Origin of the sequence: Domibacillus indicus (genome assembly GCF_023715895.1) — a bacterium.
In the GTDB taxonomy this organism is placed as follows: domain Bacteria; phylum Bacillota; class Bacilli; order Bacillales; family Domibacillaceae; genus Domibacillus; species Domibacillus indicus_A.
In genome coordinates, this window is the sequence record NZ_JAMBOO010000030.1 from 1 (window position 1) to 26,878 (window position 26,878).

Annotated in this window: 24 protein-coding genes, 2 tRNA genes and 1 rRNA gene; 2 read left to right on the forward strand and 25 right to left on the reverse strand. The window is 46.1% G+C overall.

What is annotated here, in order from left to right:
* The 15 genes from M3221_RS22540 to spoIIE form a co-directional block, all read right to left on the reverse strand.
* Nucleotides 1-224, reverse strand: a 16S ribosomal RNA gene (locus tag M3221_RS22540); the annotation flags it as partial.
* A 305-nt stretch (nt 225-529) separates the two neighbouring features.
* Complete coding sequence (gene lysS, locus M3221_RS22545) at nt 530-2,014, reverse strand: lysine--tRNA ligase (protein WP_251273999.1); 1,485 nt, start codon at nt 2,012-2,014, stop codon at nt 530-532.
* A gap of 15 nt (nt 2,015-2,029) precedes the next feature.
* Nucleotides 2,030-3,028, reverse strand: coding sequence for a tRNA dihydrouridine synthase DusB (dusB, locus tag M3221_RS22550; protein ID WP_251274001.1), 999 nt, complete (start codon nt 3,026-3,028; stop codon nt 2,030-2,032).
* A 20-nt stretch (nt 3,029-3,048) separates the two neighbouring features.
* Nucleotides 3,049-3,561 carry a 2-amino-4-hydroxy-6-hydroxymethyldihydropteridine diphosphokinase gene (gene folK, locus M3221_RS22555; protein WP_251274003.1) on the reverse strand — a complete coding sequence of 171 codons (513 nt, stop codon included), beginning with the start codon at nt 3,559-3,561 and terminating at the stop codon, nt 3,049-3,051.
* A complete protein-coding gene (gene folB, locus M3221_RS22560) occupies nt 3,558-3,923 on the reverse strand; it encodes a dihydroneopterin aldolase (protein ID WP_251274005.1) in 366 nt (121 codons plus the stop codon). The genes folK and folB overlap by 4 nt, the downstream gene beginning before the upstream one ends.
* Nucleotides 3,916-4,737: a dihydropteroate synthase gene (gene folP / locus M3221_RS22565; RefSeq protein ID WP_251274013.1), complete on the reverse strand. Its 822-nt coding sequence runs from the start codon at nt 4,735-4,737 to the stop codon at nt 3,916-3,918. Before folP ends, folB begins: the two co-directional genes overlap by 8 nt.
* Nucleotides 4,738-4,817: 80 nt before the next feature.
* Nucleotides 4,818-5,738 carry a cysteine synthase A gene (gene cysK / locus M3221_RS22570; RefSeq protein WP_251274014.1) on the reverse strand — a complete coding sequence of 307 codons (921 nt, stop codon included), beginning with the start codon at nt 5,736-5,738 and terminating at the stop codon, nt 4,818-4,820.
* Nucleotides 5,739-5,881: 143 nt separating this feature from the next.
* Nucleotides 5,882-6,757 carry an Hsp33 family molecular chaperone HslO gene (gene hslO, locus M3221_RS22575; protein WP_251274017.1) on the reverse strand — a complete coding sequence of 292 codons (876 nt, stop codon included), beginning with the start codon at nt 6,755-6,757 and terminating at the stop codon, nt 5,882-5,884.
* 15 nt (nt 6,758-6,772) lie between these two features.
* Nucleotides 6,773-7,540: a type III pantothenate kinase gene (locus tag M3221_RS22580; RefSeq protein WP_251274019.1), complete on the reverse strand. Its 768-nt coding sequence runs from the start codon at nt 7,538-7,540 to the stop codon at nt 6,773-6,775.
* A gap of 106 nt (nt 7,541-7,646) precedes the next feature.
* The gene (ftsH, locus tag M3221_RS22585; protein ID WP_251274021.1) at nt 7,647-9,656 is read right to left on the reverse strand and encodes an ATP-dependent zinc metalloprotease FtsH; all 2,010 of its coding nucleotides are present in this window, start codon (nt 9,654-9,656) and stop codon (nt 7,647-7,649) included.
* A gap of 104 nt (nt 9,657-9,760) precedes the next feature.
* On the reverse strand, nt 9,761-10,315 hold the full coding sequence (gene hpt, locus M3221_RS22590) for a hypoxanthine phosphoribosyltransferase (protein ID WP_251274027.1): 555 nt from the start codon (nt 10,313-10,315) through the stop codon (nt 9,761-9,763).
* Nucleotides 10,316-10,338: 23 nt separating this feature from the next.
* The gene (tilS, locus tag M3221_RS22595; RefSeq protein ID WP_251274029.1) at nt 10,339-11,700 is read right to left on the reverse strand and encodes a tRNA lysidine(34) synthetase TilS; all 1,362 of its coding nucleotides are present in this window, start codon (nt 11,698-11,700) and stop codon (nt 10,339-10,341) included.
* Between the two features lie 30 nt (nt 11,701-11,730).
* Nucleotides 11,731-12,636 carry a protein kinase domain-containing protein gene (locus tag M3221_RS22600; RefSeq protein ID WP_251274031.1) on the reverse strand — a complete coding sequence of 302 codons (906 nt, stop codon included), beginning with the start codon at nt 12,634-12,636 and terminating at the stop codon, nt 11,731-11,733.
* A complete protein-coding gene (locus M3221_RS22605; protein WP_251274033.1) occupies nt 12,620-13,321 on the reverse strand; it encodes a vWA domain-containing protein in 702 nt (233 codons plus the stop codon). Before M3221_RS22605 ends, M3221_RS22600 begins: the two co-directional genes overlap by 17 nt.
* A 53-nt stretch (nt 13,322-13,374) precedes the next feature.
* On the reverse strand, nt 13,375-15,849 hold the full coding sequence (gene spoIIE / locus M3221_RS22610; protein ID WP_251274035.1) for a stage II sporulation protein E: 2,475 nt from the start codon (nt 15,847-15,849) through the stop codon (nt 13,375-13,377).
* A 188-nt stretch (nt 15,850-16,037) separates the two neighbouring features.
* Between spoIIE and M3221_RS22615 the strand changes: the two genes are divergently transcribed.
* Nucleotides 16,038-16,111 (forward strand) — tRNA-Met (locus M3221_RS22615).
* Nucleotides 16,112-16,216: 105 nt separating this feature from the next.
* A tRNA-Glu gene (locus tag M3221_RS22620) sits at nt 16,217-16,288 on the forward strand.
* A 72-nt stretch (nt 16,289-16,360) separates the two neighbouring features.
* Here M3221_RS22620 and M3221_RS22625 read toward each other — a convergent pair.
* From M3221_RS22625 to mfd, 10 genes are all read right to left on the reverse strand, one after another.
* On the reverse strand, nt 16,361-17,452 hold the full coding sequence (locus M3221_RS22625) for a dipeptide epimerase (RefSeq protein ID WP_251274037.1): 1,092 nt from the start codon (nt 17,450-17,452) through the stop codon (nt 16,361-16,363).
* A gap of 119 nt (nt 17,453-17,571) precedes the next feature.
* Nucleotides 17,572-18,009: a S1 domain-containing RNA-binding protein gene (locus M3221_RS22630; RefSeq protein ID WP_050183679.1), complete on the reverse strand. Its 438-nt coding sequence runs from the start codon at nt 18,007-18,009 to the stop codon at nt 17,572-17,574.
* Nucleotides 18,010-18,098: 89 nt separating this feature from the next.
* Nucleotides 18,099-18,494 carry an FtsB family cell division protein gene (locus tag M3221_RS22635; RefSeq protein WP_242237034.1) on the reverse strand — a complete coding sequence of 132 codons (396 nt, stop codon included), beginning with the start codon at nt 18,492-18,494 and terminating at the stop codon, nt 18,099-18,101.
* Nucleotides 18,495-18,510: 16 nt separating this feature from the next.
* Nucleotides 18,511-18,981: a spore cortex biosynthesis protein YabQ gene (gene yabQ, locus M3221_RS22640; RefSeq protein ID WP_251274039.1), complete on the reverse strand. Its 471-nt coding sequence runs from the start codon at nt 18,979-18,981 to the stop codon at nt 18,511-18,513.
* Nucleotides 18,978-19,238, reverse strand: a complete 261-nt coding sequence (locus tag M3221_RS22645; RefSeq protein ID WP_251274047.1) for a YabP/YqfC family sporulation protein — start codon at nt 19,236-19,238, stop codon at nt 18,978-18,980. Before M3221_RS22645 ends, yabQ begins: the two co-directional genes overlap by 4 nt.
* 83 nt (nt 19,239-19,321) lie before the next feature.
* Nucleotides 19,322-19,582, reverse strand: coding sequence for an RNA-binding S4 domain-containing protein (locus M3221_RS22650; RefSeq protein WP_242237027.1), 261 nt, complete (start codon nt 19,580-19,582; stop codon nt 19,322-19,324).
* Entirely contained in the window at nt 19,579-21,045 is a 1,467-nt protein-coding gene (gene yabN / locus M3221_RS22655) for a bifunctional methyltransferase/pyrophosphohydrolase YabN (protein ID WP_311316164.1), read from the reverse strand. The genes M3221_RS22650 and yabN overlap by 4 nt, the downstream gene beginning before the upstream one ends.
* A gap of 6 nt (nt 21,046-21,051) precedes the next feature.
* Nucleotides 21,052-22,608 carry a putative polysaccharide biosynthesis protein gene (locus M3221_RS22660; protein WP_251274049.1) on the reverse strand — a complete coding sequence of 519 codons (1,557 nt, stop codon included), beginning with the start codon at nt 22,606-22,608 and terminating at the stop codon, nt 21,052-21,054.
* Nucleotides 22,609-22,688: 80 nt separating this feature from the next.
* A complete protein-coding gene (gene spoVT, locus M3221_RS22665; protein WP_242237073.1) occupies nt 22,689-23,225 on the reverse strand; it encodes a stage V sporulation protein T in 537 nt (178 codons plus the stop codon).
* Between the two features lie 87 nt (nt 23,226-23,312).
* Nucleotides 23,313-26,834 carry a transcription-repair coupling factor gene (mfd, locus tag M3221_RS22670; RefSeq protein ID WP_251274051.1) on the reverse strand — a complete coding sequence of 1,174 codons (3,522 nt, stop codon included), beginning with the start codon at nt 26,832-26,834 and terminating at the stop codon, nt 23,313-23,315.
* Nucleotides 26,835-26,878: the final 44 nt, after the last annotated feature.

The window sequence follows — 26,878 nt, forward strand, 5'->3', positions numbered from 1 at the left end:
CAGCCGAAGCCGCCTTTCAATCAAGAGCCATGCAGCTCTTGATATTATCCGGTATTAGCCCCGGTTTCCCGGAGTTATCCCAGTCTTACAGGCAGGTTACCCACGTGTTACTCACCCGTCCGCCGCTAACTTGAACAGAGCAAGCTCCATCAAGTCCGCTCGACTTGCATGTATTAGGCACGCCGCCAGCGTTCGTCCTGAGCCAGGATCAAACTCTCCAAAAAGTGTTTGATTGCTCATTTGTTTCCATTAAAACACGGGGTGTTTTAATGGAAGATAAAAATTTAAAACGTTGACGTTTTTATTGATTTTGTTCAGTTTTCAATGTTCAATGTGTCATTTGCGACTTTAATATCTTAACATTTCCCTCAAGTGATGTCAATCACTTTTTTGAAATATTTTTTAAGTTTGTTGTTCTATGTTGCTGACAACGAATATAAATATACCACCGTGATTCATCCGACGCAAGCTTTTTTTAAAAGTTTTTTTCAAAATAAAATCTCCGGTGTTTTCACCGGAGATTTGTTTATTAATCTTTATGTCTCATATGCGGGAATAGAAGAACGTCACGAATAGATGGAGCGTTCGTTAAAAGCATAACCAAACGGTCGATACCGATACCTAAACCGCCTGTTGGAGGCATACCGTATTCCAGTGCTTCGATGAAATCATCATCCATTTCATGCGCTTCATCATTTCCTTGCTCACGCTCTTTTAATTGCGCTTCAAACCGTTCACGCTGATCAATCGGATCATTGAGCTCTGTGAAAGCATTAGCGTGTTCACGACGAACGATAAACAGCTCAAAACGATCCGTGAAACGAGGATCTTCCGGATTCTTTTTCGCCAGTGGTGAAATCTCAACCGGATGTCCATAAATGAACGTAGGCTGAACAAGCTCTTCTTCTACTTTCTGCTCAAAGAACTCGTTGACAATATGTCCATATTGCATCGTTTCTTTGTAATCAATGCCGTGTTCTTTCGCAAGTGCCCGTGCTTCTTCATCGCTCATTTCTTTCCAGAAATCAACGCCTGTATATTCTTTTACTGCATCCACCATATGAAGACGGCGCCATTCTGGTTTTAATTCTACCGTATCTTCTCCATATTGAATCGTTGTCGTACCGAGTACTTCCTGCGCCACATGAGCAATTAAATTCTCAGTTAAGCTCATGATATCTTTATAATCTGCATATGCTTCATACAGCTCAATCATTGTAAATTCAGGATTGTGGCGTGTCGATACACCTTCGTTACGGAATACGCGGCCAATTTCATACACTTTTTCCATACCGCCTACGATTAGACGCTTTAAGTGCAGCTCAATCGCAATCCGCATATATAGTTCCATATCAAGTGCATTATGATGAGTGACGAACGGACGAGCTGCAGCTCCACCAGCAATCGCATGCATCATTGGTGTTTCCACTTCTAAATAACCGTTGTTATCAAGATAGCGGCGCATTGACTGAATAATACGGCTGCGTGTGATAAACGTTTTTTGGCTTTCTTGATTAGTGATCAAGTCCAAATAACGCTGACGGTAACGCTGTTCAACATCCTTCAGCCCATGGTGCTTGTCTGGAAGCGGACGAAGCGCTTTTGTTAAAAACACATATTCTGTTGCTTTAACAGACAGCTCACCTACGTTTGTTTTAAACACTTTCCCTCTCACGCCCACAATGTCGCCAAGGTCTGTTGAAGTAAACAAATCGTATTGTTCTTCACCTACTGCATCTTTTCGTACATAAATTTGAATTTGTCCAGTTAAGTCCTGTACGTGAGCGAATCCAGCTTTTCCTTTACCGCGTTTTGTCATAATACGGCCGGCAACGACTACTTCCGCCCCTTTTTCTTCAAGCTCTTCCTTCGAAAACGATTCGAATTCAGCAGCAACGCTTTCCGCTGTGTGGCTCCGCTCAAAACGGCCGCCAAACGGATCTAAGCCTTTTTCCTGCAATGCCCGCATTTTCTCTCTTCTTACTAACAACTGGTCGTTTAATTCTTCACTCATTCCGTTCACTCCTAATTAAACCGCCTGATTGGACGCTTCTTTTTCTTCTACTTCATTTACAAATGTGGTCAGCAGTGTTGCAAGCTGGTCACGTGTTTCACATTCATTAACTTCTTTACGCACTTTACCGTTTCCACGGATTCCTTTTAAGTACCAAGCCGCATGCTTTCTCATTTCACGTACAGCTACATTTTCATTTTTCAAGCCGATCAGGCGATCTAAATGAAGCAGGCATACGTCAATTTTTTCACGAGGTGTTGGTTCCCCAATTAGTTCACCTGTTTCAAGGTAATGAACTGTTTGATAAATCATCCATGGGTTTCCAAGCGCTGCCCGGCCGATCATAACGCCATCACAGCCTGTCTCCTCCAGCATACGTTTAGCATCCTGTGGCGTTTGAACATCACCATTTCCGATTAGCGGAATATTAATGGCCTGTTTTACTTCTTTAATAATATCCCAGTTCGCATGGCCTTCATACATTTGTACACGCGTACGACCATGAAGCGCAACAGCCTGGCCGCCGGCACGCTCTACTGCACGGGCATTTTCAACTGCATAAATATGATCTTCATCCCAGCCCATACGCATTTTTACTGTAACTGGCTTGTCTACCGCATCTACGACTGCAGAAACCATTTCGTAAATTTTATTTGGATCAAGCAGCCATTTAGCTCCAGCATCACATTTTGTGATTTTTGGAACTGGGCAGCCCATATTGATATCGATAATATCTGCGTTTGTATTTTTATCAACAAAGCTTGCCGCTTGAACGAGCGATTCTTTTTCGCCGCCAAAAATCTGCAGGCTAAGCGGGTTTTCACGCTCATCGATATAAAGCATATTCATTGTTTTCTCGTTTTGAAAAATAATCCCTTTGTCACTAACCATTTCAGCGCACACCATGCCGGCGCCAAATTCCTTAACTGTAAGACGGAAAGCAGAGTTACATATGCCAGCCATCGGCGCAAGCACTACCCGGTTTTGGATTTCAACCGGTCCGATATTGAACATGTACAATCACCTTTCTATTTTCACAAGCGGTAAAAGGCGTCTGCTGTTTTCCATAGCTTGACGCCTTCTTTCCCTTGCACATTTTTTACGTAATGCTCCAGCGGCAAACTTGTACCAGGAAGCGTTATTGCTGTATCTATTTCTGCCAGCGGAATGAGCACAAAAGCACGTTCTGTCATTCGCGGGTGAGGAATAATAAGACTATCTGATTTAATATTGTCGTGATTATACAGTAAAATGTCAAGGTCTATTGTACGTGGACCCCATCGAACGATCCGCTCACGACCTAGTTTATTTTCGATTTCCTGGCAGGCTGCAAGCAGTTCATCCGGTGTCATGGATGTTTTCAGCTTAACTACGATATTAAAAAAAGACGGCTGGTCCGTAAAGCCGACAGGATCTGTTTCATAAATGGAAGAGACCGCCATAAGCTGCAGGCTTTTTTGCTCCTCCAGCTGACGAACAGCTTCTCTCAACTGTTCTTCCCTGTTTCCCATATTGGTTCCGAGTGATAAATAGGCTTCGTGGATCATTCTTCGCGCCCCCGTGTAATTTCAACAGCAACAAAGTCGTAATGACCTGGAATAGGAGGATCCGGCTTTATAATTTTCACCGTGCAGGACTTCACCGCTGAAAAACCTCCTAAAATGCTGGAAGCGATTCGTTCCGCCAATGTTTCAACAAGTTTGACTGGCTCGCCTTCAATAACTTTTTTACATGCATGGTAGACGTCTGCATAATTAACGGAATACTCCAGGTTATCGGTTTGACCCGCTTTCTTTAAAGAAACGTGCAGGGTTACATCAGCCCTAAACCGCTGGCCAAGCTTGTTTTCTTCCGGGAATACACCGTGATAGCCCCAAAACTCCATTCCTGTAACGTATATCTTATCCACGATCCGGCTCCTTTCCGATTAAAGCATCCATCATCTTCATCATTCTGGCAATTGGCTTAACGTCATGTACCCGCATAATGCGGCAGCCTTTTTGCGCTCCAAAGCAGCAGGTAGCACCCGTTCCTTCCATCCGTTCTTCTACAGGCACATTCAAAACATAGTCGATTACCCGTTTACGCGAGGTGCCGAGCAAAACAGGATAACCAAGAGCAGCAATCTGATCAAGGTTTTGCATCATTTCAATGTTTTGCTCCATTGTTTTGGCAAACCCAATGCCCGGATCGACGATAATTTGGTCATCGGCTACTCCCGCTTTTTTGGCAATTGTAATACTTTCATCCAGGTCGTTTAAGCAGTCCTTCATAAAGCTGTTGTAATTCTTTTCTTCACGATTGTGCATTAAAATAATCGGCACCTGCTTTTGGGCCGCCACCGCGGCAATGTCCGGCTCCTTTTTCGCTCCCCAAATGTCATTAATAATGGACGCACCTGCTTCTACTGCTTTTTCGGCTGTACGCGCTTTAAATGTATCTATAGAAATAGGGACGTCCACTTCCCGAGATACAGCTTCAATAACAGGGACCGTTCTGCTGATTTCTTCTTCAACAGAAACCGGTGTATAGCCCGGACGTGTAGATTCACCGCCGATATCGATGATGTGTGCACCGTCTGCAACCATTTGTACGGCACGTTGTACGGCTGCTTCCTTCTCGTTGTAACGGCCGCCATCCGAAAACGAATCAGGTGTAATATTTAAAATTCCCATTACGTGAATCGCTTCTTCAAAATTAAGAATGAATTTTCCTGCCTTCATTTTTGCACCGCTCCTTTTCCATTTCTTATTTTAACACGAAAAAAAGCCAGACTGCGTTTAGCAGTCTGGCCGAAGTTCGATTAATCGAATTGATAAAGCGGTGTGCTCAAGTAGCGCTCTCCGTTTGATGGAAGAATCGCCAATACTTTTTTGCCTTTGCCAAGCTTTTCAGCGACTTGAATCGCAGCTGCAATAGCGGCACCAGATGAAATCCCGCCAAGAATTCCTTCTTCGCGCGCAACACGGCGCGCTGCTTCAAATGCTGTGTCGTTATCAATTTGAATGACTTCATCATAAATTTGTGTATCAAGGATCGCTGGTACAAAGCCTGCACCGATTCCTTGAATTTTATGAGGACCTGGTTTTCCGCCTGAAAGAACCGGTGAATCTTTCGGCTCTACTGCAAAAACCTTGGCATTTCCCCATTTTTCTTTGATCACTTGTCCTGCTCCTGTAATGGTACCGCCTGTACCGATACCCGCTACAAACGCATCAAGCTGATCAAATTGCTCTGTGATTTCTTTTCCTGTTGTTAAGCGGTGAACCTCAGGATTTGCTTCGTTTTCAAATTGCTGAGGCAGGAAGTAGCCGTGCTCTTCTGCAAGCTCTTTTGCTTTGCGGATCGCACCTCCCATGCCTTCAGGACCTGGTGTAAGCACAAGCTCTGCACCGTAAGCGCGAAGAAGGTTGCGGCGCTCCATGCTCATTGTTTCAGGCATAACTAAAATCGCTTTATAGCCCTTTGCAGCTGCGATCATTGCAAGACCGATTCCTGTGTTTCCGCTTGTCGGTTCAATAAGTGTACCGCCTGGCTGCAGGCTGCCTTTTTTCTCAGCTGATTCGATCATCGCAAGCGCGATACGATCTTTTACACTGCTGCCCGGGTTCATATATTCAAGTTTTACGTAAACATCTGCACTGTTTTCGCCCACCACATTGTTTAGTTTTACAACAGGTGTTTGACCAACTAAATCTGCTACTGAATTCGCCACACGTACCATGAATTTGTTACCTCCAGTTAAATGCCGAGTATTTTTATTGGTTATATAGAATTTACCAGCTTTTTAGCGAAAAGTCAATTACTTTAATTTAAGTTCGGGGCAGCTATAAAAAAACCTGCCTTTGCAGGCAGGTTTTTTTACTTTTATGCTTCTTGCTTTAATTGCTCCAGTTCTTCTTCAGAGAATTGGTATTTCTCATTACAGAAATGGCATTGCGCTTCTGCTCCATGGTCTTCATTGATCATTTCCTGGATTTCCTCGCGTCCCAGGCTGATGATTGCGTTTCCGAAGCGTTCTTTTGAACACTTGCAGTTAAACTGGACTGGCATCGTTTCTAAAAACTTAACGTTTTCTTCACCGAGGATATAAATCAAAATTTGCTCGGGCGTTAATCCACGTTCGATCAGCTTTGAGATCGGCTCCATCGTTGTGATGCGCTCCTCTAAAATCGTAACCGTTGCATCATCGGTATTCGGCATCAGCTGCAGGATAAATCCGCCGGCAGCTAAAATTGTATTATCTGGATTCACAAGCACACCTACCCCCACAGAGGAAGGAACCTGTTCAGAAACAGCGAAATAGTACGTAAAATCTTCGCCCAATTCTCCAGAGACGATTGGCGTCTGGCCGCTGAAATTTTCACGCAGGCCCAAGTCTTTGACGACAGTCAACATTCCTTCTGTGCCGACCGCCCGGCGCACATCCAGCTTCCCTTGTTCATTTAAATCAAAATGCGTTTGCGGGCGCGTAATATAGCCGCGCACATTGCCTTTCGCATCGCTGTCTACAAGAATGGGGCCAGCTTCACCATTCCCTTCAACTTTTAAGGTGATTTTCTCTTCACCTTTCATCATCGCACCCATCATGACGCCTGCTGTCATTGTACGTCCAAGCGCTGCAGAAGCAGTCGGCCATGAACCATGTCTTCTCTGCGCTTCCCCGACCGTTTTCGTTGTATCCACTGCATACGCACGAACCTGTCCATTAAAAGCTAATGCTTTTACTAAATAATCGCTCACAGTCCTCTTCCTCTCTTATTGGGTATTTCGCTTATAAATTAACCGAAGGCCCTTTAACGTTAAATCAGGATCCACTACATCAATCATGCTGCATTCCTTTGCAATCAGCCCAGCAAGACCGCCTGTGGCAATAACAGTAGGGTCCGCGTTATATTCCTTTTTAATTCGGCTGACAATTCCTTCAACCTGACCTACATATCCGTATAAAATGCCGGCCTGCATAGCCGAAACCGTATTTTTCCCGACTACAGTTTCCGGACGGGCAATTTCAATACGCGGCAGCTTAGAAGCTCTTGTATAAAGGGCTTCTGTAGAAATGCCAATGCCCGGTGCAATCAAACCGCCCATATAATGGCTGCTTTCGTCGATATAACAATAGGTCGTCGCTGTTCCAAAATCAACAATAATGATCGGCGTGCCATATTCATGGATGCCGGCCACTGCGTTTACAATCCGGTCGGCTCCAACTTCACGTGGATTTTCATATTTAATATTCAAACCGGTCTTCACACCTGGTCCGACGACAAGCGGCTTTGTGTGGAAATACTTTTCACACATGCGCTCGAGTGCTGCCATAATTGGCGGAACAACAGAAGAAATAATCACGCCCTCAATTTGTTCAAACTGCAGGCCATCATGCTGAAACAGGCTTTTAATCATCATGCCGTATTCATCTTCGGTTTTATTCCGGTTCGTTTCAATGCGCCAGTGATGTTTTAACGTTTCCCCTTTGTATACACCGAGCACAGTATTGGTATTCCCTACATCCAGTACAAAAATCACCTTCACCACACCTGTCCGTCTAATTTTCGTGTTTTATCATAACATACACTTCTCGAAAAGAAGAGAAAAGACGCCTGAAAGAAATGCTTTTCAGGCGTCTTTATGATTATGCTTTCGGTCCACCATTGTTCGGTGGATTTTGAAGATCGTCGCGCACTTCTGGTTGATCAGCTGGCTCAGCCGGCAGATTGGTTGTTTCAGTTGCCGGTGTTTGCGCTGTTTGCGCTGTTTCACCCGCTTGACCTGCATTGTCTTTCACGGTTTTGCTTTGGTTATCGCTGTAATTGCGATCCGGCAGCGTTCCGTGATCTGATAAATGCTTAATTTGTGCTGCATCAAGCGTTTCAACTTCTAAAAGTGTATTCGCAATAAGTTCGAGCTTATCACGGTTCTCTGTTAGAATTTGTTTCGCTCTCTCATAACACTCTTTAATGATCGTCTGGATTTCCGTATCAATCTCATAGGCAATCCGATCAGAATAATTTTGCTCACTGTTAAAGTCACGGCCAAGGAACACCTGTCCCTGTGACTGTCCGAACTGAAGCGGTCCAAGCTTGTCACTCATACCAAATTCCGTCACCATACGGCGGGCAATGCCTGTCGCACGCTGGAAGTCGTTATGAGCTCCTGTTGACACTTCCCCGAAAATAATATCTTCGGCTACACGGCCGCCAAGAAGGCCCGTGATTTTATCCAAAAGTTCCGGCTTTGTCATAAAGTAGCGGTCTTCTCTTGGAAGCATTACGGCATAGCCGCCTGCCTGGCCACGAGGGACAATGGTTACTTTATGCACGATATCGGCATCATCAAGAACAAGTCCGATTACAGTATGACCAGCTTCGTGGAATGCCACGATTTTCCGTTCTTTCTTGGAAATCACACGGCTCTTTTTCGCTGGACCGGCAATTACACGATCCGTCGCTTCATCCACATCACTCATGTCAATTTTCTTTTTATCGGCACGGGCAGCCACAAGCGCTGCTTCGTTCAATAAGTTTTCAAGGTCCGCACCGGAGAATCCAGGCGTCCGCTGAGCAATCGCTTTTAAATCTACTGATTCGTGAAGCGGTTTGTTACGCGCATGTACACGCAGAACTGCTTCACGGCCGTTTACGTCTGGACGGTCAACCGTAATTTGACGGTCGAAACGGCCTGGACGAAGAAGGGCTGGATCCAAAATGTCTGCACGGTTTGTTGCGGCAATCATAATGATTCCTTCGTTGGCACTGAAGCCATCCATTTCTACAAGCAACTGGTTCAGCGTTTGTTCGCGCTCATCGTGACCGCCGCCAAGGCCAGCACCACGCTGACGTCCCACCGCATCAATCTCATCGATAAAGATGATACAAGGGGAATTCTTTTTCGCGTTTTCAAACAAATCACGAACACGAGAAGCCCCGACACCGACAAACATTTCAACGAAGTCGGAACCACTGATGGAGAAGAATGGTACGCCTGCTTCTCCGGCTACCGCTTTGGCAAGCAAAGTTTTACCGGTACCTGGAGGTCCAACTAATAGAACCCCTTTTGGAATACGGGCGCCAAGCTCAGAAAACTTACGCGGGTCTTTTAAAAATTCTACAACCTCGACAAGCTCCTGCTTTTCTTCATCTGCGCCGGCTACATCGTTAAACCGGACTTTTTTCTTTTCATCGTTGTAAAGACGAGCTTTACTTTTACCGAAGTTCATTACACGGCCGCCACCGCCGCCCTGCGCTTGGTTCAGTAAGAAGAAAAAGAAAATAAAAATGATAAGGAATGGGATGATGGTTGTGAAGAACTGCACCCATCCGCTTGTTTCTTTCGCTGGAAGAACTTCTGCCTGTGTGTTTTGAGACGCTTCATTAATGCGGTTTAAAGTAGAATCATTGCCTGTTGCATACGCAACAAACATTTCATTGTCCTCTGCCCCTTTTAATTGGCCGCGTATTTCATAAACACCGCGCTCAGGCTGAATGGTAAATTTCTCAACGTCATCCTGTTCAAGATATGTCAGGAATTCATTGTATGTGACATTGTTTGTTGGCGCGTTGTTGTTATTGAAATAACTCACAACGCCGATAATAACAAGAAAAACCAATAGGTAAAATATGGTGTAGCGAAAAATTCTGTTCATCCCTTACCTCCTCCCGAGAAAAACTGACTATATGCAATGTTATCATACAAAAAGTTGGCCTTACAACTATTTGAACCTTCTTTTAGCCTATTCATTCGGCTCCCTTATTCCTCTTCGGCTGCCGTGTAAACAGATGGCTTTAAAACACCGATATACGGCAGGTTCCGGTAGCGTTCAGCGTAATCAAGACCATAGCCGACAACGAATGCATCCGGCACCGTAAAGCCGATCATATCTGCTTTAATTTTCGCTTTTCGGCCGGTTGGTTTATCCAGAAGCGTGACAATCTTCACAGATTTTGCTTTCCGGTAATGAAACAGCTCCGCCAGATAGCTTAATGTTAATCCGCTGTCGATAATGTCTTCAATAATCAAGACATCACGGCCTTCTACGGAAGTGTTTAAATCTTTGACGATTTTCACTTCCCCAGACGATACGGTTGAAGCTCCGTAGCTTGAAACGTCCATAAAATCCATTTCAAGATGTGTATCCACCCGCTTAACCAAATCAGACATAAACGGCATAGCGCCTTTTAACACACAAACGAAAAGTGGAAAGCGGTCATTATACTCTTCAGTGAGCTGCGCTCCGAGCTCTTTCACTTTTTCTTGTATTTCTTCTTCCGAAATTAATATTTCTTCAATATCGTTACGTAGCAATAGATTTTCCTCCCAAAGTTGGTTCATTCCTTTTCATAAATCAACAGCAGCGGCCCGTCACCTTCATGAACCGACTTGCGGATTCCCGGTATCCAAAGAATCGTACCATCTGCATCCGTTACCACTGGAACGCGGTCGCGAAAGGCAAGGGGAATCTTTTCATCGATTAAAAGCCGTGCAAGCTTTTTCGAACCACTCATTCCTTTTAACTGAATTCGATCTCCATCCTGCCGCATCCGAATCGAAAGCGGAAGAGGCGTGTTGGGCTTCAAACGAAAACACTCTGCTCCGTCCGGGCACTCGCTGGCTTCCTTCAGCTTAAATGTGCCGGCATCCTGCCTGTACAGCCGATCTTCGGCAAATAACAAATCAGTTCTGTTACTCGGCCTGTCATCCGCTTCGTAAGCAAAGACACACTGTTCGTTTAGTTTGCGTACGGAAAGGCGTGATGGAAGGTTTAGTTTCCCTGATGGGGCAGTTGATTGAAGCAGTTGTAAAATATGGTGAATATGTAGGAAAGAAAACGCTGTTTTTCCATGATAAAGATAGTTTAATATTAGATGAATCGCCCTTCTTTGTAAAGGCAAAGGCACCTCGCGAAACGGTTCAATTTGCAGCGAAACCGATTCCTGTTTCCAGACCGCCATATTCTTTATTTTTTTCTTGGCCATCGCCTGTAAAAAAAGTTCGTCTTCCTGCTGATCTTGGGCAAAATAGCCAATGTGCACCGCAGCTTTTGGATTTTCATTTTTTAAAAACGAAAGAAGCTGATGACGATATCGATTTCTCGTATACGTACTTTTTGCGTTGCTCGGATCTTCCCTATATGAAATAGAATGCTTCGCCGCGTAGGCAGCAATTTCCTCCTTTTCCACACATAACAAAGGACGGATTAGCATGCCGCTCGCAAAAAGCCGCACAGCCGGCATGCCAGAGTGTGTGTGGCCGCCCCGCGACAGCTGCATAAGCACCGTTTCCGCTTGATCATCTGCGTGATGGGCCGTCGCCAGTTTATTCGCTCCAAGCTTCTCCATTCCTTCTCGAAAAAGGGCATAACGCACTTCTCTGGCTGCGACCTGAATACCCATACCGCTTTCACTCGCTTTCCGGCCGGCATCTGCCTGGCGGCCAAAAAAAGAAATAGCATGCTTCTGGCAAAAAGATTCTACAAAACGGAAATCCTCATACGATTCCTCCCCCCGAAGCATATGATCCACATGGATAGCACTCACCGTAATGCCAAGCCGGTTCCGCTGCTTATGCAAAACAGAAAGAAGCACCATCGAATCCACTCCGCCTGAAACGGCCACAGCTACATGATCTCCCTTTTTTATCATTTCTTTTTTCTCGATAAACCGCTTAATACTTTCTTCAAAAAAATGCACAGCTCCTGCGCCGCCTCTCTGCGTTTTCTTTTAGTGTAACAAAAACAGCATCAAGATGGCGGCCAAAGCGCCTGCCAGTACGAACCATTTTCCTGCCCAAAAGGTTTTTCTTTTTTGTCTTCCTGTTCTTGTCCTTGTTTTTGTTTTTGTTTTTGTTTTCGCAAAGCAGAGAAGCAATTCTCTTTTCATAGCGGAGGCATTCTCATATTTGCCTGCAAATGCATTGAATAAAACAGGCTCAATCAGCTGCAGGGCTGGAGACGATTGAACGATGCTTTTTAGATCGTCGATATGCCCGAGTGCCCTTTGCACAGCCTGTTTATGAAGGAGGGAAACCGTGAGCACTGCCGCTCCAAACAAGTCATACGCGGGTTCAGCTCTTCTTGTTCCGGCCTGCCATGCCGCCCGGTCATAAAGCGCTGTGTACTCTTTGATAGACCGCCCAAACTTTGTCATGCCTCCTACATCAACCGCCCGAATCGCTTTTTGGCTGACAACAATGAAATTTTCCGGCTTCAAATCACCCATTACATGCCCCAGCCGATGAAGGGACTCCAAAAAGGTAAGAAGCCAGATTAATAAAATAATGGCCCATTCTTCTTTTTTGCCTTTTATAAATGTATGAAGCATCGGTCCATCAATGAACTCCATTAAAAAAAATGGATACACAGCACCCTCTTTTTCCAGATCGTCCGCTTCAATGAAAAAAGGGCCGGGAGATGCTCCCCTGACCCGCTCAAGTGCTGTTAAAGCATTTGTCTCAGACGCAACAGAAGCGGAATCTGCAAATTTGAGTGCAGCTCGTCCAGCCGACCCTCTTACAAGATAAACAATTCCATTCGCTCCGCGGCCAATTTCCCGCTCGACTCGCCATACATGCCCCGTCCATTTTCCCTTAATCTGTTCACCGGGGCTTGCTTCATATCGATTTTTCATCGTATTCGCTCATTTCCATAAAGGAAGACAGCGCCTGGCGAATAGCCGGCCCAGTCGGTGTGATACCTCCAGACAGAAGCTGCGGAAATGACTCTGCTAATTTACCGGCATCGTTGGTCCAGCCAATCCGCTCTTCTGCTGCACTATATTTCCCTGGAAATGTCCAAAGCGAAAAAGAAGATGGACCGATACGTGACTGCATTGACATTGAAAGATCATACAGCGCTTCTTTTACTGCCGGCAGCTTTAACTTCATACTGGCACTCATATCTGTCAGAACGAGCAGCTCAAGCGCTGCTTCTTCGCTAATGTCCTCCACCTTTTCGGCAATCTCGCTTCTTGTAGCCGGCGGCAGAGACTCAACGTTCGCTTCTTTGTTTAAAATACCGCGCAGTTCTTCGTTAATAATGCTGTAAATAGTGCCTGTCATCGCCTGCCTTGTCACATTTACCACGGTCTCTGACAGGGCCGCTGCCTGCACAATCCGGCTTTCTCCCCCTCCCGCTTTAGCGATCGCTTCAATCTCAGCAAGTCCTGGATCCGTTCCGTTTCCATCGATAATCCCAATCACATTGACGGTAATACCACGCCGCCGGGCAAAAGCGGCCATCATTGCTGGATCTTCCCCTGTATTCGAACAGCCGTCCGTCAGTAAAAGCAATTGCCTCATCGTGCCCATTTTCATGATTACGCCCGCCTTTCACTCGTTTTCTTCATATTCGACTGAAAAGGGGAATTTTATACAGCCCGGCGTCTTGCAGACCGTTTTTTTGTTTTTGCAGACGGCTCAATGTCATAAATAGGAATGGCCGCCCATTCCGGTACATTGTGTTCAACACGTGCTACACAAAGCGTCATATCATCCCGGATTTCATTGGACTGCGCCCGCATCACTTCATCCATTAATAAATCAGCAAACGCCTGCGGATCATTGGTTTCAATTGATTTAATTTTTCTCTTCATCCATACGTCGGCGTTTTCGATAAATTCAGGTCCTTCAAACACACCATCACTCATCGTAATCAGTAAATCTCCCGACTTCAGCTGTTCATGAACCGTCTCCACTTCAAGCTGCTGTAAAATACCAATCGGCACATTGCCGGCTTCTACTTTGATGACCTGGCTGCCCCGTTTAATAAAGCTTGGTGAGGAACCGACTTTCAAGAAGACCGTGCGGGCATCCTGCAAATCAATAATCGCCAAATCAAGCGTAGAAAACACCTCATCATTCGTCCGAAGAGAAAGAATCGAATTAATCGACTTTACAGCTACTGTTTCTTCAATGCCTGACTGAAGAATTTGCTTCAGCAGGCTGATCGTTGCGCTGCTCTCGTCGTGGGCCCGTCCTCCATTTCCCATTCCATCACTGATCGCCAGAGCAAATTTTCCTGTCCCGATTTCAATAGCAGAAAAGGAGTCCCCTGAAATTAAGCCGCCGCCTTTTGCTGCATGGGCAAGGCCTGTTACAACGCGAAAAGCTTTAGCCGAACGAAACACGCTCCGAACACCGGAGCCATCCTGCTGCTCGTCCACCACAATGATGTATTCGTTCAGCAGGTCAGAAAGAATCGGTGCGATAATTTTCTCGCTCTCTCCGTGCACTTTTGAATGAGGAAGCGTCATCTCAATATCGATCGCACCTTTTTGAACACTAAAAACACTGATATCCGTGATTTCCATTCCAAACGATTCAATGGCTGTTGTGATTTTTTCTTCCTGGGAAATATGTGTTTCTTCCTCCCGTTTCATTTCAGCAGCAAAATCCTGCATCACTTTTGAAACGCCTTCAAGCTGATCAGCGACAATTGTCCGGCTCTCTCTCATTTGCTGCTTCAGCTTTTTGTTTGCCCGGTAATAGGTCAGCTGCGAGCGAATCTCCGCTTCAACCCTGGCTGGACGGAAACAGTATTGCTCCAGCTCTTTTGCTAAATGAGGAGAAAGCGCGTCAGCCCCTTGATCGGCGTCTTCCAATATATCTTTCATCAGCTTGTACGTTTCATCAAACTGATGGGCCCAGCACTGCTCTTTCTTAAAGCAGGTCTGACACGTTTTCTCTGTGATTCCGCTGAGGAACAGGTCCACTTCCCGTTCAGCGGTTTCATGAAAATGGCCCGACTGAGAAAAGCTTTTTGAAAGCGCATCAAATAAATCCGAAAACTGTTCCATCCGATTGGCTGTCACATCCCGTACTTTCCGCAGGTAGCGCTGCTGCTCAATCGAATGTTCGGTTGTGCCTGGTATTAATTTTGACAGGTGGTCTGTCCAGGCTTTTGGCGTTAAACATAACAGGACAGCCGCAATGGCTGATTCGTATAAGGCATCCATATTGGTCAGGCTGCCTTCTCCATAAAAACCAGCAAGGACAGTGGCTGTCATCAAGCCCGCAATCGCACCGCCCCTCCTCCACTCTTTAAATAGCCCCCCGAGCAGGCCCGCAAAAGCCAGGATGCTCATTTCATGAAAATCATTTACGCCCGAAAGGCTTAAGACCAGTCCGCTGACCACACCCGCTGCCGATCCAAATGCGGCACCAGATAAAAAAGAAACCACTGTAACTAAATAGCGGGCAGCAATATGATCAGCTTCCAGCCCCCCAACCACCCAGCCGGCCATACCGGTCGCGGCAGAAGCGAAAACAATTAACAAGCTGATCCATTCTTCCGTTTTCAATGTCCGAATTCGTCCGGAGAGGGATAAAAACGGCATACACTGCATAAAGATAAGCGACAGCACAAACGCAAGTGAGGCCTCTACAGCCGCCAGCACCAGATCATACGCAGGCACAAACTGGGATCCGTTTATAATATAAGAAAAAACACTTTTCACAGCGAGTGTTGTAAAAAAAACAAAGAATGGAACAGGCGTTATTTCTCCCTTATGAAGGGATCGAAACACCCGATGAACGATCAGAAAGCAAAATAATAAAGTGAAAGCCACTGATGCTTGAATAGGCGAAATCGTAAGCGCTCCGGCTAGTATAGCTAAAAATACCCGAGGGGCGACTTCTTTCTTCAACATAAAGACGGCCGCAAAAAAGGCAAGCGCGAATGGCGACAGCTGCGAAAGCAGCAGTGCCCGTCCAAACAAAAAGCCGGCCGGCACTAAAATCCATCCACGATCCAGCAAAACAAAGGCCGTTTTTCCTGCAAACCCTTTTCCCCATCCATGGCCTAGAACCGCTTCTCCTGTCATTCCCAGCTCCGCTCTTTGCACAATACCACTCCCTTTTAATCGTTATCGAGAAGTATAAAAGATTGATTGTTAAAACTTTGTCAAACGAAGGAAATAGGCAAGAAAAATCGTTCGACAAAATTAGAATGAAAAAATTTCGGAAATAGTGTTGACTTTTTTTCGCCCCGCCATTATTATAGATTTTGTGCTGTTACAGACAACCACAACTTGGCGGTGTAGCTCAGCTGGCTAGAGCGTACGGTTCATACCCGTGAGGTCGGGGGTTCGATCCCCTCCGCCGCTATAAAAAAGAGCTGAAACGATTGTCCAGCTCCAACAGACGTAAGACATCACTGCTTACAACTTGAGGAGCTGGCCGTTAAAGCCAGACACACTTTATTTCTATAATGGCCCCTTGGTCAAGCGGTTAAGACACCGCCCTTTCACGGCGGTAACACGGGTTCGAATCCCGTAGGGGTCATACAGCAAAAAGATTGGCAGGCAAAAGCTTGCCGGTCTTTTTTTTGCTTTTTTCGAATATTTAAAGAGGATACTATGTCCCCTTTTCTTTACCATCTTTTAAAAAGTGATAGCCAATGCCCGGCTGTTTACTCAGCATAATCGCCGGTCCGTTAAAAGGAAAATCTTTTACGCGGCTTTCCTCAAGCCACAGCGGCGCATCCAGATCGATTTTTTTAATATTTGGATGGGCAGCGGCCAAGTGAGCAGCAGCCATCACGCTAATACTGCTTTCCATCATGCTTCCGATCATACAGGGAACTCCGCCTGCCTGTGCAATGTCTGCGATTTGCAAAGCTCTCACAATACCTCCTGTTTTCATCAGCTTAATATTCAGCCAATCTACCGCTTTTCTTTGCACGAGCTCCATTGCCTGCTCAGGCGAAAAAACACTTTCATCTGCCATAATCGGCGTTTCAACACGGTCTGTTACATATTTCAAAGCCTCCAGATCTCCCGCTGCTACGGGCTGCTCAACCACTGCAATATTCAGTCCCTCATGCTGCCATCGGTGAATGATGCGCACGGCTTCTTTTTTTGTCCATCCTTGATTGGCATCCACGCGGATTTCAATGGCTTCTCCAACGGCTTCACGAATAGCCGCAATCCTTTTAAGATCTTCGTCTGCATTCAGCCCGGCTTTTACTTTCAATGCAGTAAACCCGTTTTGAACAGCATCGACTGCATCCTTCACCATCATGCTGGTTTGATTGATGCTGATGGTCAGATCGTTTTGAAGGACGTTGGTTTTACCGCCAAACACTTGATAAAGCGGTATGTTCATTCCTTTAGCGTAAGCATCAAACAAAGCGATTTCTACAGCTGCTTTGGCACTCGTGTTTCCTACACAGGATTGCTGAACCGCTTGTGAGAGCGCCCTGATATCATTCACTTCTTTGCCTATCAGGAGGGGAGAGATGATCGTTTGAACAGCCGCTTCCATACTTTGAATTGAGTCTCCCGTAATCACCATCGTTGGTGCAGCAGACCCAATGCCTTCTGTCCCATCCTCCAGCAAAAGTCGAACTACTATAAACTCAATGGACGTAACCGTTCTTAATGCCGTAATAAACGGTTTTATTAATGCCGCAGAACGACGCTCAACGTATAGATGTTGAATAAGCAAAACGCAATCCCTCTTTTCCCCAATAAAAAATAAAAAAGCCCCGAATTATAGTATTCGGGACTTTAAAAATAAGTGCTTATGCTTAGTACACATTTATTGAGATCGACAGGGAGCAAGCGTTATCCGCGTCTTCCGCCTCTTCCGCCTCGGCGTGAGTCTGTTTGACGCTTCAACGTTGAAATGCGTTCTTCGCTATCTTTCAAGAAACGGGCCATTTTCGATTCAAAGTTCTCGACAGGCGGCTGGCCGCCGCGCGGTCCTTTTTGACGGAAATCACCCTGGCGTTGTGGACGCGGACGATATTGCGTTTGCGGTGGCGGGTTATCTTTTGCTTTACGAATCGATAAGCCGATCTTACCGTCTTTCTCCACATTCAAAACTTTTACTTCCACTTCATCGCCAACAGTTAGATGGTCGTTGATGTCCTTGACGTAATTATCCGCCACTTCACTAATATGAACAAGACCCGTCGAACCTTCCGGCAATTGTACGAATGCGCCAAATTTTGTAATGCCGGTTACTTTACCCTGTAACTTGCTGCCCACTTCGATTGACATAAAAAAATTGTTCCTCCTTAAAATTGTTCGAACTTTACTTATTATTATAGTACGTAAAAAAAGCGTGTCAACATGACATGCTTTCTTTACTATTCTGTATCTTTGGCTTTTTCCTCATCTTCCGGAATATTAAAGAGAATTTCTCCATCTTCTGAATAAAAATATTCTTTCCGAGCAAGCTTCGCAATATACTCATCATCCTGCAGCCGGACCAGCTCTTCCTCCGACTCTTTTTGCTGCTGCTTTAGTTCAGCCAGTGACTGTTTTGCTTTTGCCAGCTCTTCCTTCTTCTCATTTAAATTGCCCATTTGTGAAAACAAAGCAGATGACACCGTACCTAAAATGATCAATGCCACTACACCAAAAGCTGCCAGTCTGCGCATTAATTTCTGTTTATGCTTCATCTTAAACATTGATTTTCTTTCTTCACTTAGGACAAAGGCGTTTTTTAAGGAAGCTACTTTTTCTTTATTGAATCCGCGCATCAATGTTCCTCCGCTTTTATTTTTTCGGACGGCGTATAGCCGTCCATGGCCGCACAATCACTACCTTTACCAACCATGATAATAGAAACTTACTCATTCTGGCAAGAGAAAGGATACATTTTACGGCAAAAAGAAGCGGAGCAACAAGAAAGATACGGATGATTCCTGAAATCATTCGATACAAAAAACGAATCGAGAAAAAAAGACCATCTACGAGCGGAAGAAAAAAACGTCGCAGGAATGTGCCATACATTAGGCAGCCGGCCGTCCAAAAAAGGAAAAAAGACGGCCGAACAATACCATCATTTACTTTGTACAGGGAAGTGAACAGCAAGATCGCATACAAAATCCAAAACAATACATCTGTTACAAATACCAGACCGGTTTTTTTGGGACGAATACGGCGGTAGCATTCAAGCAGCAGCCCAAAACAAATGCCCATGCTGACCATCGCGAGAGCTGTATCAAATTGTACGTGAATATTCATGTCGACCGTCTAAAAAATGATTTGCCCATACCGCCTTCCACATACATAAAAGCAGTAATGCGCCCTTCAATGGCTGCTGATTTATTCACTGTGTCAAAATATTTCATTTTTAAACCAGTGCCGCGGATCTTCAGCTTTCCCATAATGGTCTCAAGTAGAAATTCTGTGCTGTCAAATCGCTCCACCTGAATGACGCCTGTCATCTCAATCATTTTACGCCCGTCCATTTTTACGGTATGGCCTTGTTTCATATCCATTGCATCCATCCCCTTTATGGACATCCTATGCACAGCAAGGGGCTTTCATGAAAAAAACACCCGCCTGAAACGGGTGCTTTTTCTTATTCGCCAATGTGTTCTTCTTTTAATACGGTGTACATGCCGGCTGCTTCTTCTTTTTTCGTTGTATCGAGCAGCTTTTCGATTTTTACAGTCATGACACGGCGGCCGAGCCGGACCGTCAGCTCATCTCCCACTTTTACGTTGGAACTTGCTTTTCCTTCCGTGCCGTTAATGAGAATGCGCCCCTGGTCAGCTACTTCTTTTGCCAGTGTGCGCCGTTTAATAATGCGGGATACTTTTAAAAATTTATCAAGTCTCATGCTCGTTCCTCTCCTTTGGCCAAATCCCAAAATTCATCTAATTCTTTTAAGGTAAAATCAGAAAATGGACGTCCGCTTTCTTTCACCCTGTCTTCCACAAACCCGAAGCGGCGCCGGAATTTACGGTTAACCCCTTGAAGGGCTTCTTCCGGATGAATATCCCAAAACCGCGCTGCGTTGATCAACGTGAATAAAACATCGCCAAATTCTTCCCGAAGCCGGTCTGACTGACCTGTTTCGGTTTCTGCTAAAAATTCAGCCCATTCTTCTTTCACTTTTTCAATGACGCCTTCTGCGTCCGGCCAGTCAAAGCCTGTTTTCGCCGCTTTTTTCTGAAGATCATATGCTTCCATCAACGCCGGCTGCCCTTTTGGAATGCCGTCCAGGATGCGTTCTTCTTTGTTCCCTTTTTCAGCGGCTTTGATTTCCTGCCAGTTTACTTTGACTTCTTCAGCCGTTTCAGCTGTTGCATCACCAAACACGTGAGGGTGCCGGCGAATCATTTTGGCAGATGTGGATGCAATCACGTCTTCAATCGTAAACATGCCTTCGTCTTCCCCGATTTGTGCATGAAGAAGCACTTGAAGCAGAACATCACCGAGCTCAGCTGCCATTTCTTCATCATCTTCGTTGTCGATTGCCTCAAACAATTCATATGTTTCCTCAAGCAGGTACTTTTTCAGCGAAGCGTGTGTCTGTTTGATATCCCAAGGGCATCCGCCTTCTGGGTCCCGGAGGCGCGCAATAATCCCGCGCAGGACAGAAAATTCCCGGTATGTATCTTCTTCTCTTTGGACAGGCGGCACATAAACGCTCGTCAGGTTATTTAGTTCCATACCGTGATCCAGCTCATAAAGCGGCACCTTGCGTACCGTTTCCTGCTCGCTTCCCGCCGCTGTCACGACGGTTACTTCATGCTCATCCGGATACTTCTCCATCAGTGTCAGCTTCACATCAGAGGCAACAAAAGCGTCGTATACCTGGGCAATAATCAAGTGGCCGGCAATTCGGATGTCGTCACGGTTTAGAGCCGTCCCATCGAGCAGCTGAAAGCCGTCTGCTGGATCGATTCCAACGCTTGTAAATAAAGCATCGAGAAAGCTCTGTCCTCCCCCAATCACGACCTCTGCTTCACCTTTCTGCTTTCGTTCTAATAAAAGCTGCACCGTTCTTTCCGCGGCCATTGGGTGACCCGGAACTGCATAAAGGACGGGTCCCTGCTCTGATTTTTGAAGCAGTGCTGCTACGATTTCATCGTATACTTCTTCAAACTGGCCGTGCTTTTCATAAATGGCATCAAAGCTTCCAAAGCGGACTCCTTCTTTCTCTAACGCTGCTACAGCCGGGTGCTCCTTCGTTCGCAGCCAAACGACCTCTGCTTCTTTAAGAAGCCGGTAAACGCCAAGCGGCATCTGGTTCAAATCTGCCGCGCCAAGACCGACAATCGTAATTTGGTTCGTCACTGTCTATCACTTCCTTCTTATCCGCATTCCTGCTCGTTTGATCCATTTTTCGCCGAACGGCAGGATACGCAAATCGTCATCATTCCATATTCTCCATTTTACCATGAAAACCAAAAACAAACAGGCGCCGAGCAGTGCTCCGCTTACAGCCGCCACGCCACTCCAGAGTCTTCCCGATTCGGGCGTAACCATGCCATATACAAAAAGAAAAACAAGACCTGCCATTAAAGAAGCCGCTGCTGTGGTTTTCCACATAAATACGAAAGGTAAAAACGGCTCACGCTTTCTTTTCCACATGATGATTAAAAAGCAAACACCGGCTAAAAGAGAGCCTGCTGTCGCAAGGGCTGCACCGTGAAGGCCACAGAGCGGAATCAACAGCGCATTGCCCCCCCACTTTACAACAACAGTTAACACCGTTCCAGCGGCTGGCACCCAGTCATTTCCCTTCCCTTGGAAAACGGCGTTCATCGTTGCCATGATCGAATAAAAAAAGATCGATAAACCGAAAACGGCCAAAAAGCCTGATCCATCAGCCGTTTTAAACAGCATCACATTAAGAGGAACCATAACAGCCGCTAAGCCAGCTGAAGCAGCCAGCCCCAGCGCAAAACTCACCCGAAGTGCCAGCTGGCTGAAAGAAGCCTCCGCTTGTTTGTTTCGCTCCTTACGCGCTCTTGAAATAAGCGGCACAATTGTAAGAGAAATAGAAACGGCTGCGGTTACACCGAGCTGAAGCAGAGGCTGGCCGCGGTCAAAAATACCTTTCCACGCTTTAGCGCTTGTTTCTGTCATGTCAGCAGCAAGAAGACCGCTGTATACTTGAAACGAGTCGGCCAGCTGAAGCAGAACGAGCGTTAGGGCAGACACACAAACAGCCGTCCCATGCAGTGCCACTTGAACAGCCGTCCGGCGGTCAAACAAAAATAAAATCGCCTGCCGGCCCTTTCTGCTGTGTTTCCACAATATAATGGCAGAAGCGGTCATTCCCAGCAGCGATGCAAAAACGGCACCAAGACCCGCATCATAAAGCGACCTGCCTGAAAAAACGATAAAAAAAGAAAAGAACAAAATTCCTGCAACCCGCACCGACTGTTCAATCATTTGAGAAGAAGCGGTCGGCACCATGTTTCCCGCTCCCTGGAATGCACCCCGCCGAACCGCAATATACGGAACAACTAAAAAAAACAGGGCGCTGCACTGGATAAGCGGCTTCAACGTTTCATCTGCCATCGCTTGGGCGATCCAGCCGGCACCCAAAAAAAGCAGCAGAAAAGCAGCGAAGCCCATCGCTCCAATCGTTATAAAGGCCGTATGGACGATGACCCGCTCTCTTCGTTCATCCGTACTTGATGTCAGCCGGGAAAGTACCACTGGAAATCCAGATACCGCAAGCCCCGCTGCAATCCCATAAAACGGATACACCTGCTGGTAAATATAAAAGCCGGTGTCTCCAACGATATTTTGAAAAGGAACCCGGTATACCGCGCTTAATACTTTCACAAACAATGCGGCAGCTGTTAATAAAAAAGCCCCTTTTAAAAATGATTTTTCCCAATTCACGCAACCACCTCAGTGACTACTTTACTGATTTTTTTCCGCTTTGAAAAGAAAAACCCGGCCTCCCAAGGCGGGAGTCCGGGTTAATGTTCCATTTGTTTCCCAAAAAAAGAAGCTGCGACAAAAGCGGCTTTTTGTTCCGCTTCACCTGCCGTGCGGTCTTCTGAAAACAGGGCAACTGCTCCGATCGTATCACCAGCCGCAATAATCGGCGTAATAAAATACGATTGAGCTTCTACCGTGCGGCCATCCGCGAATTCTACGCTGCGCTGCTCACTGCTCTCAGCTGAGCGTCTTTCCTGAATAACCGATTCGACTACCGGGCCGATTTTCCGTTCTACGAAGTCTTTCTTTTTAACACCGGCAGCCGAAATGACTGTATCACGGTCACAGATCAGCACTGAATAGTTTAAACTGTCATGCAGTGCTTCTGCATACTCCTGGGAAAAGTCACCAAGCTCTGTGAAAGGTGAATATTTTTTCAAAATCACTTCGCCATCACGATCCACAAATATTTCAAGCGGGTCTCCTTCGCGAATACGAAGGGTACGGCGAATTTCTTTCGGAATGACCACACGGCCAAGATCATCAATGCGTCGAACAATACCTGTAGCTTTCATCATCGAATGCCTCTCTTTCACCATCAAAATATCGAAACCATTTCTTGGCGTTATTATCTTTCAAGAGGAAACATTCTATACATGAAATTACATTTGTTTTTTTGCGCCTTCAAGTTCTTTTATTAATTCAAATACAGCTGCAAACCAGCCTTGCTTCGGTGCTTTTCTTTGGTCAATTGTGATCTTCAGCCGCTGCTCTTCCATACCGATTCCACACATATTGCCAAATTTGTTGCAAACCGCAAATACTTTGGACCCATCTATTTCTTTTGTACCTTCTTCGCTCATTAACAAAGTAATAACGTCCTTCGACTGCTTCATCGACTCCAGCTTTGTCCGGGCTGCGTAAATTTTCATTTCTGCTACCCGGAACAAGTCGGCCACTTCCTGTGGATAGTCGCCAAAGCGGTCTGTCATTTCTTCTTTCAGCTCGTCAATTTCCTCAAATGAATCTGCTGAGCGGAACCGTTTGTACATATCAATTTTCTGAGCGCTGTCTGTAATATACGCATCCGGAATGTACGCATCAATCGTAATATCCACTTCAAAGGCCGGCGCTTTTTCTTCCTTGTCGCCGCCTTGTTTTTGTTCGATCGCTTCTTTCAGCATTTGTGAATACAAGTCGAAGCCAACCGAATCAATGAATCCGTGCTGCTGGGAGCCGAGCAGATTTCCTGCTCCACGGATTGACAAGTCGCGCATCGCAATTTTAAATCCGGAACCCAGTTCGGTAAATTCTTTAATCGCCTGCAGGCGCTTTTCCGCCGGTTCAGACAGCACTTTGTCTTTTCGGTACATAAAGTAAGAATATGCCACCCGGTTTGAACGGCCGACGCGTCCGCGGATTTGGTAGAGCTGTGACAGCCCCATGCGGTCCGCATCGTGCACGATCAGCGTATTCACATTTGGAATATCAACGCCGGTTTCAATAATGGTCGTTGTAACCAGCACATCAGATTCTCCTTCTAAAAAGCTAAGAATCACTGCCTCAAGTTCTGTTTCCGTCATTTGGCCATGAGCATAAGCAACCTTGGCATCCGGCACAAGCATCGAAATTTCCTCAGCTCGCCGCTCGATATCTTCCACCCGGTTATACAAATAGAATACCTGCCCGTCGCGGGCAATTTCCCGCTCGACTGCTTCACGGACAAGACCAAGGTTATGTTCCACTACATAGGTCTGTACCGGAAAACGGTTTTCCGGCGGTGTTTCAATAACAGACAAATCCCGTACACCAAGCATAGACATATGAAGAGTCCGCGGAATAGGTGTTGCCGTCAGCGTCAGCACATCCACGTTTGTTTTTAGCTGTTTGATTTTTTCTTTATGGGTGACCCCGAAGCGCTGCTCTTCATCGACAATCAAAAGGCCTAAATCCTGATATTGTACATCTTTAGAGAGGAGACGGTGTGTACCGATAACAATATCAACGGTGCCGGCCTTGACGCCTTTTAATGTTTCCGTTTGCTGCTTGCGCGTGCGGAAACGGCTGAGCAGGCCGACGTTTACCGGAAAGTCCTGAAGTCTTTCTTTCAGTGTTTCGTAGTGCTGCTGGGCAAGAATTGTCGTAGGAACGAGGATCGCGACCTGCTTGCCGTCCGCGGTTGCTTTAAACGCTGCACGAATGGCCACTTCTGTTTTGCCGTAGCCAACGTCGCCGCAAAGCAGGCGGTCCATCGGCTGCTCCCTCTCCATGTCCCGTTTAATTTCTTGAATCGAACGCAGCTGATCTTCTGTTTCTTCATAAGAAAAAGCGGCTTCAAATTCCCGCTGCATATCTCCGTCCGGTGAAAAAGCGTAACCACGCGCCGCTTCCCTTTCGGCATACAGCTTAATTAAATCATCGGCGATATCTTGTACAGACGATTCAACTTTTCGCTTCACCCGTTTCCAGTCGCTGCCGCCAAGCTTGTAAATTTTCGGCTCTTTTCCTTCCGAACCTACGTATTTTTGAACAAGCTCAATTTGATCGACCGGTACAAACAGTTCATCTGTGCCCTGATATTTGATTTTTAAATAGTCTTTATGAATCCCATTAATTTGGAGTGTCTCAATCCCGAGATACTTACCGATTCCGTGGTTTACGTGAACAACGTAGTCCCCGGCCTTCAGCTCGGAATAGCTCTTAATCCGCTCTGCATTCGAAAGCTTCTGGCGCCGCTTGCTTTTTGGCGCTTTCTTATTGAAGAGCTCCTGCTCAGTCACAACGGCGATTTTCAGCAATGGAAACTCAAACCCGGCCGTCAGGGTACCTGGACCCGTTTGAACAACTCCTTCGATCACTTCATTTTGATCTTTGAGCATCGTAATTTCCATGCCGTAGTCATTTAGGGTCGTTTTGATTTTCTCGACCCGCTCGGCTGTTTCACCTAAGAACAGTACTGTCGTTCCAGACTTTTTCCACCGCTCCATTTCGCCTTCGAGCACATTCATCTGCCCGTGAAAACTCTGCATAGGACGGGCAGAAAAGTTCACGATGTTTTCCGGCTTTCCGCCTGCCGTCTGACGCATAAACAGCGACAAATAAACGGACGGCTGCACGGTCGCCTGCATCGCTTCCTGAAGCGTGTGAGCAAGCATTAAACCGTGAACAGCTTTGCCTTCTTCAATAAGAGCGGTATACCATTCTGCTTCTTCTTTCTCAAGCGATTCGCTAATTTCTTTGATCCGGCTCATTTCATCCCAAAAAACAAGTCCGCCCTCCGACAAATACGAGGTTACGGCCGACGTTTGATCGTAAAGAAGCGATGTGTATTTACCCAATTCATCAATCCGAATGCCCTGCTTCAGCTTTTCAATATCTCCTCCTACATAAGAAGACAGCTGCTGCTTTACTTCTGCACTGCCGATTTTTTTAATTGTAGCATCCAGCGCTTCCTGCAGACGGCCGGCAAGCGCAGCCAGGTCTTCTGTTGAAGCAGGCATTTCCGCTGCCGGGCCTACTAAGATGGAGGTCATATTTTCAATGGAACGCTGTGTATCGGGCGCAAATGTCCGAATAGAATCAATCTCTGTATCAAACAGCTCAATCCGAACCGGATGCTCGGAGGTCAGCGGATACAGGTCGACAATGCCGCCGCGGATGCTGAATTCTCCTGGTGCATATACCATATCAGCCCGCTCATAACCCATTTCCACCAGCTCATGCTTCAAGCTCTCCAGCTCGACTTCTTCTCCCGTTGTAAATGTTTTTTGAAGTCGCTTCCATATTTCTTTAGAAGGCAGTAATTTTTTCAGTCCCGCTACAGGAACGATGTAAACCCCTGTCCCCTTCAGCGCAAGGTGATTCAGCATTTCAATACGCTGTGCGCGCAGCTCTGGGCTGGCTACGCTGATTTCTGCTGCAATCAGCTCGTTAGCCGCATACAAATACACTTCATCTTCCGGCACAAACTGTACCATATCATCGTACAGCTTTTGAGCCTGCAGCATATTGTAGGTGACGATCATAACCGGCTTTTGAAGCTTTCGATGGGCTGCAGCAGCAAAAACAGCCCGCAATGAGCCGGACAGGCCTGCAGCCAGCTGTTCTTTCATTCCCGCTTCCATTCCATCGATAATCGATTTTGCCTCGTCATTTTTTAAAAACAAATCAAGTAAATGGTTCATCCCTGCTGTTCCCCCTTTTCCAAAACAGAAAAACGCTTTGGGGC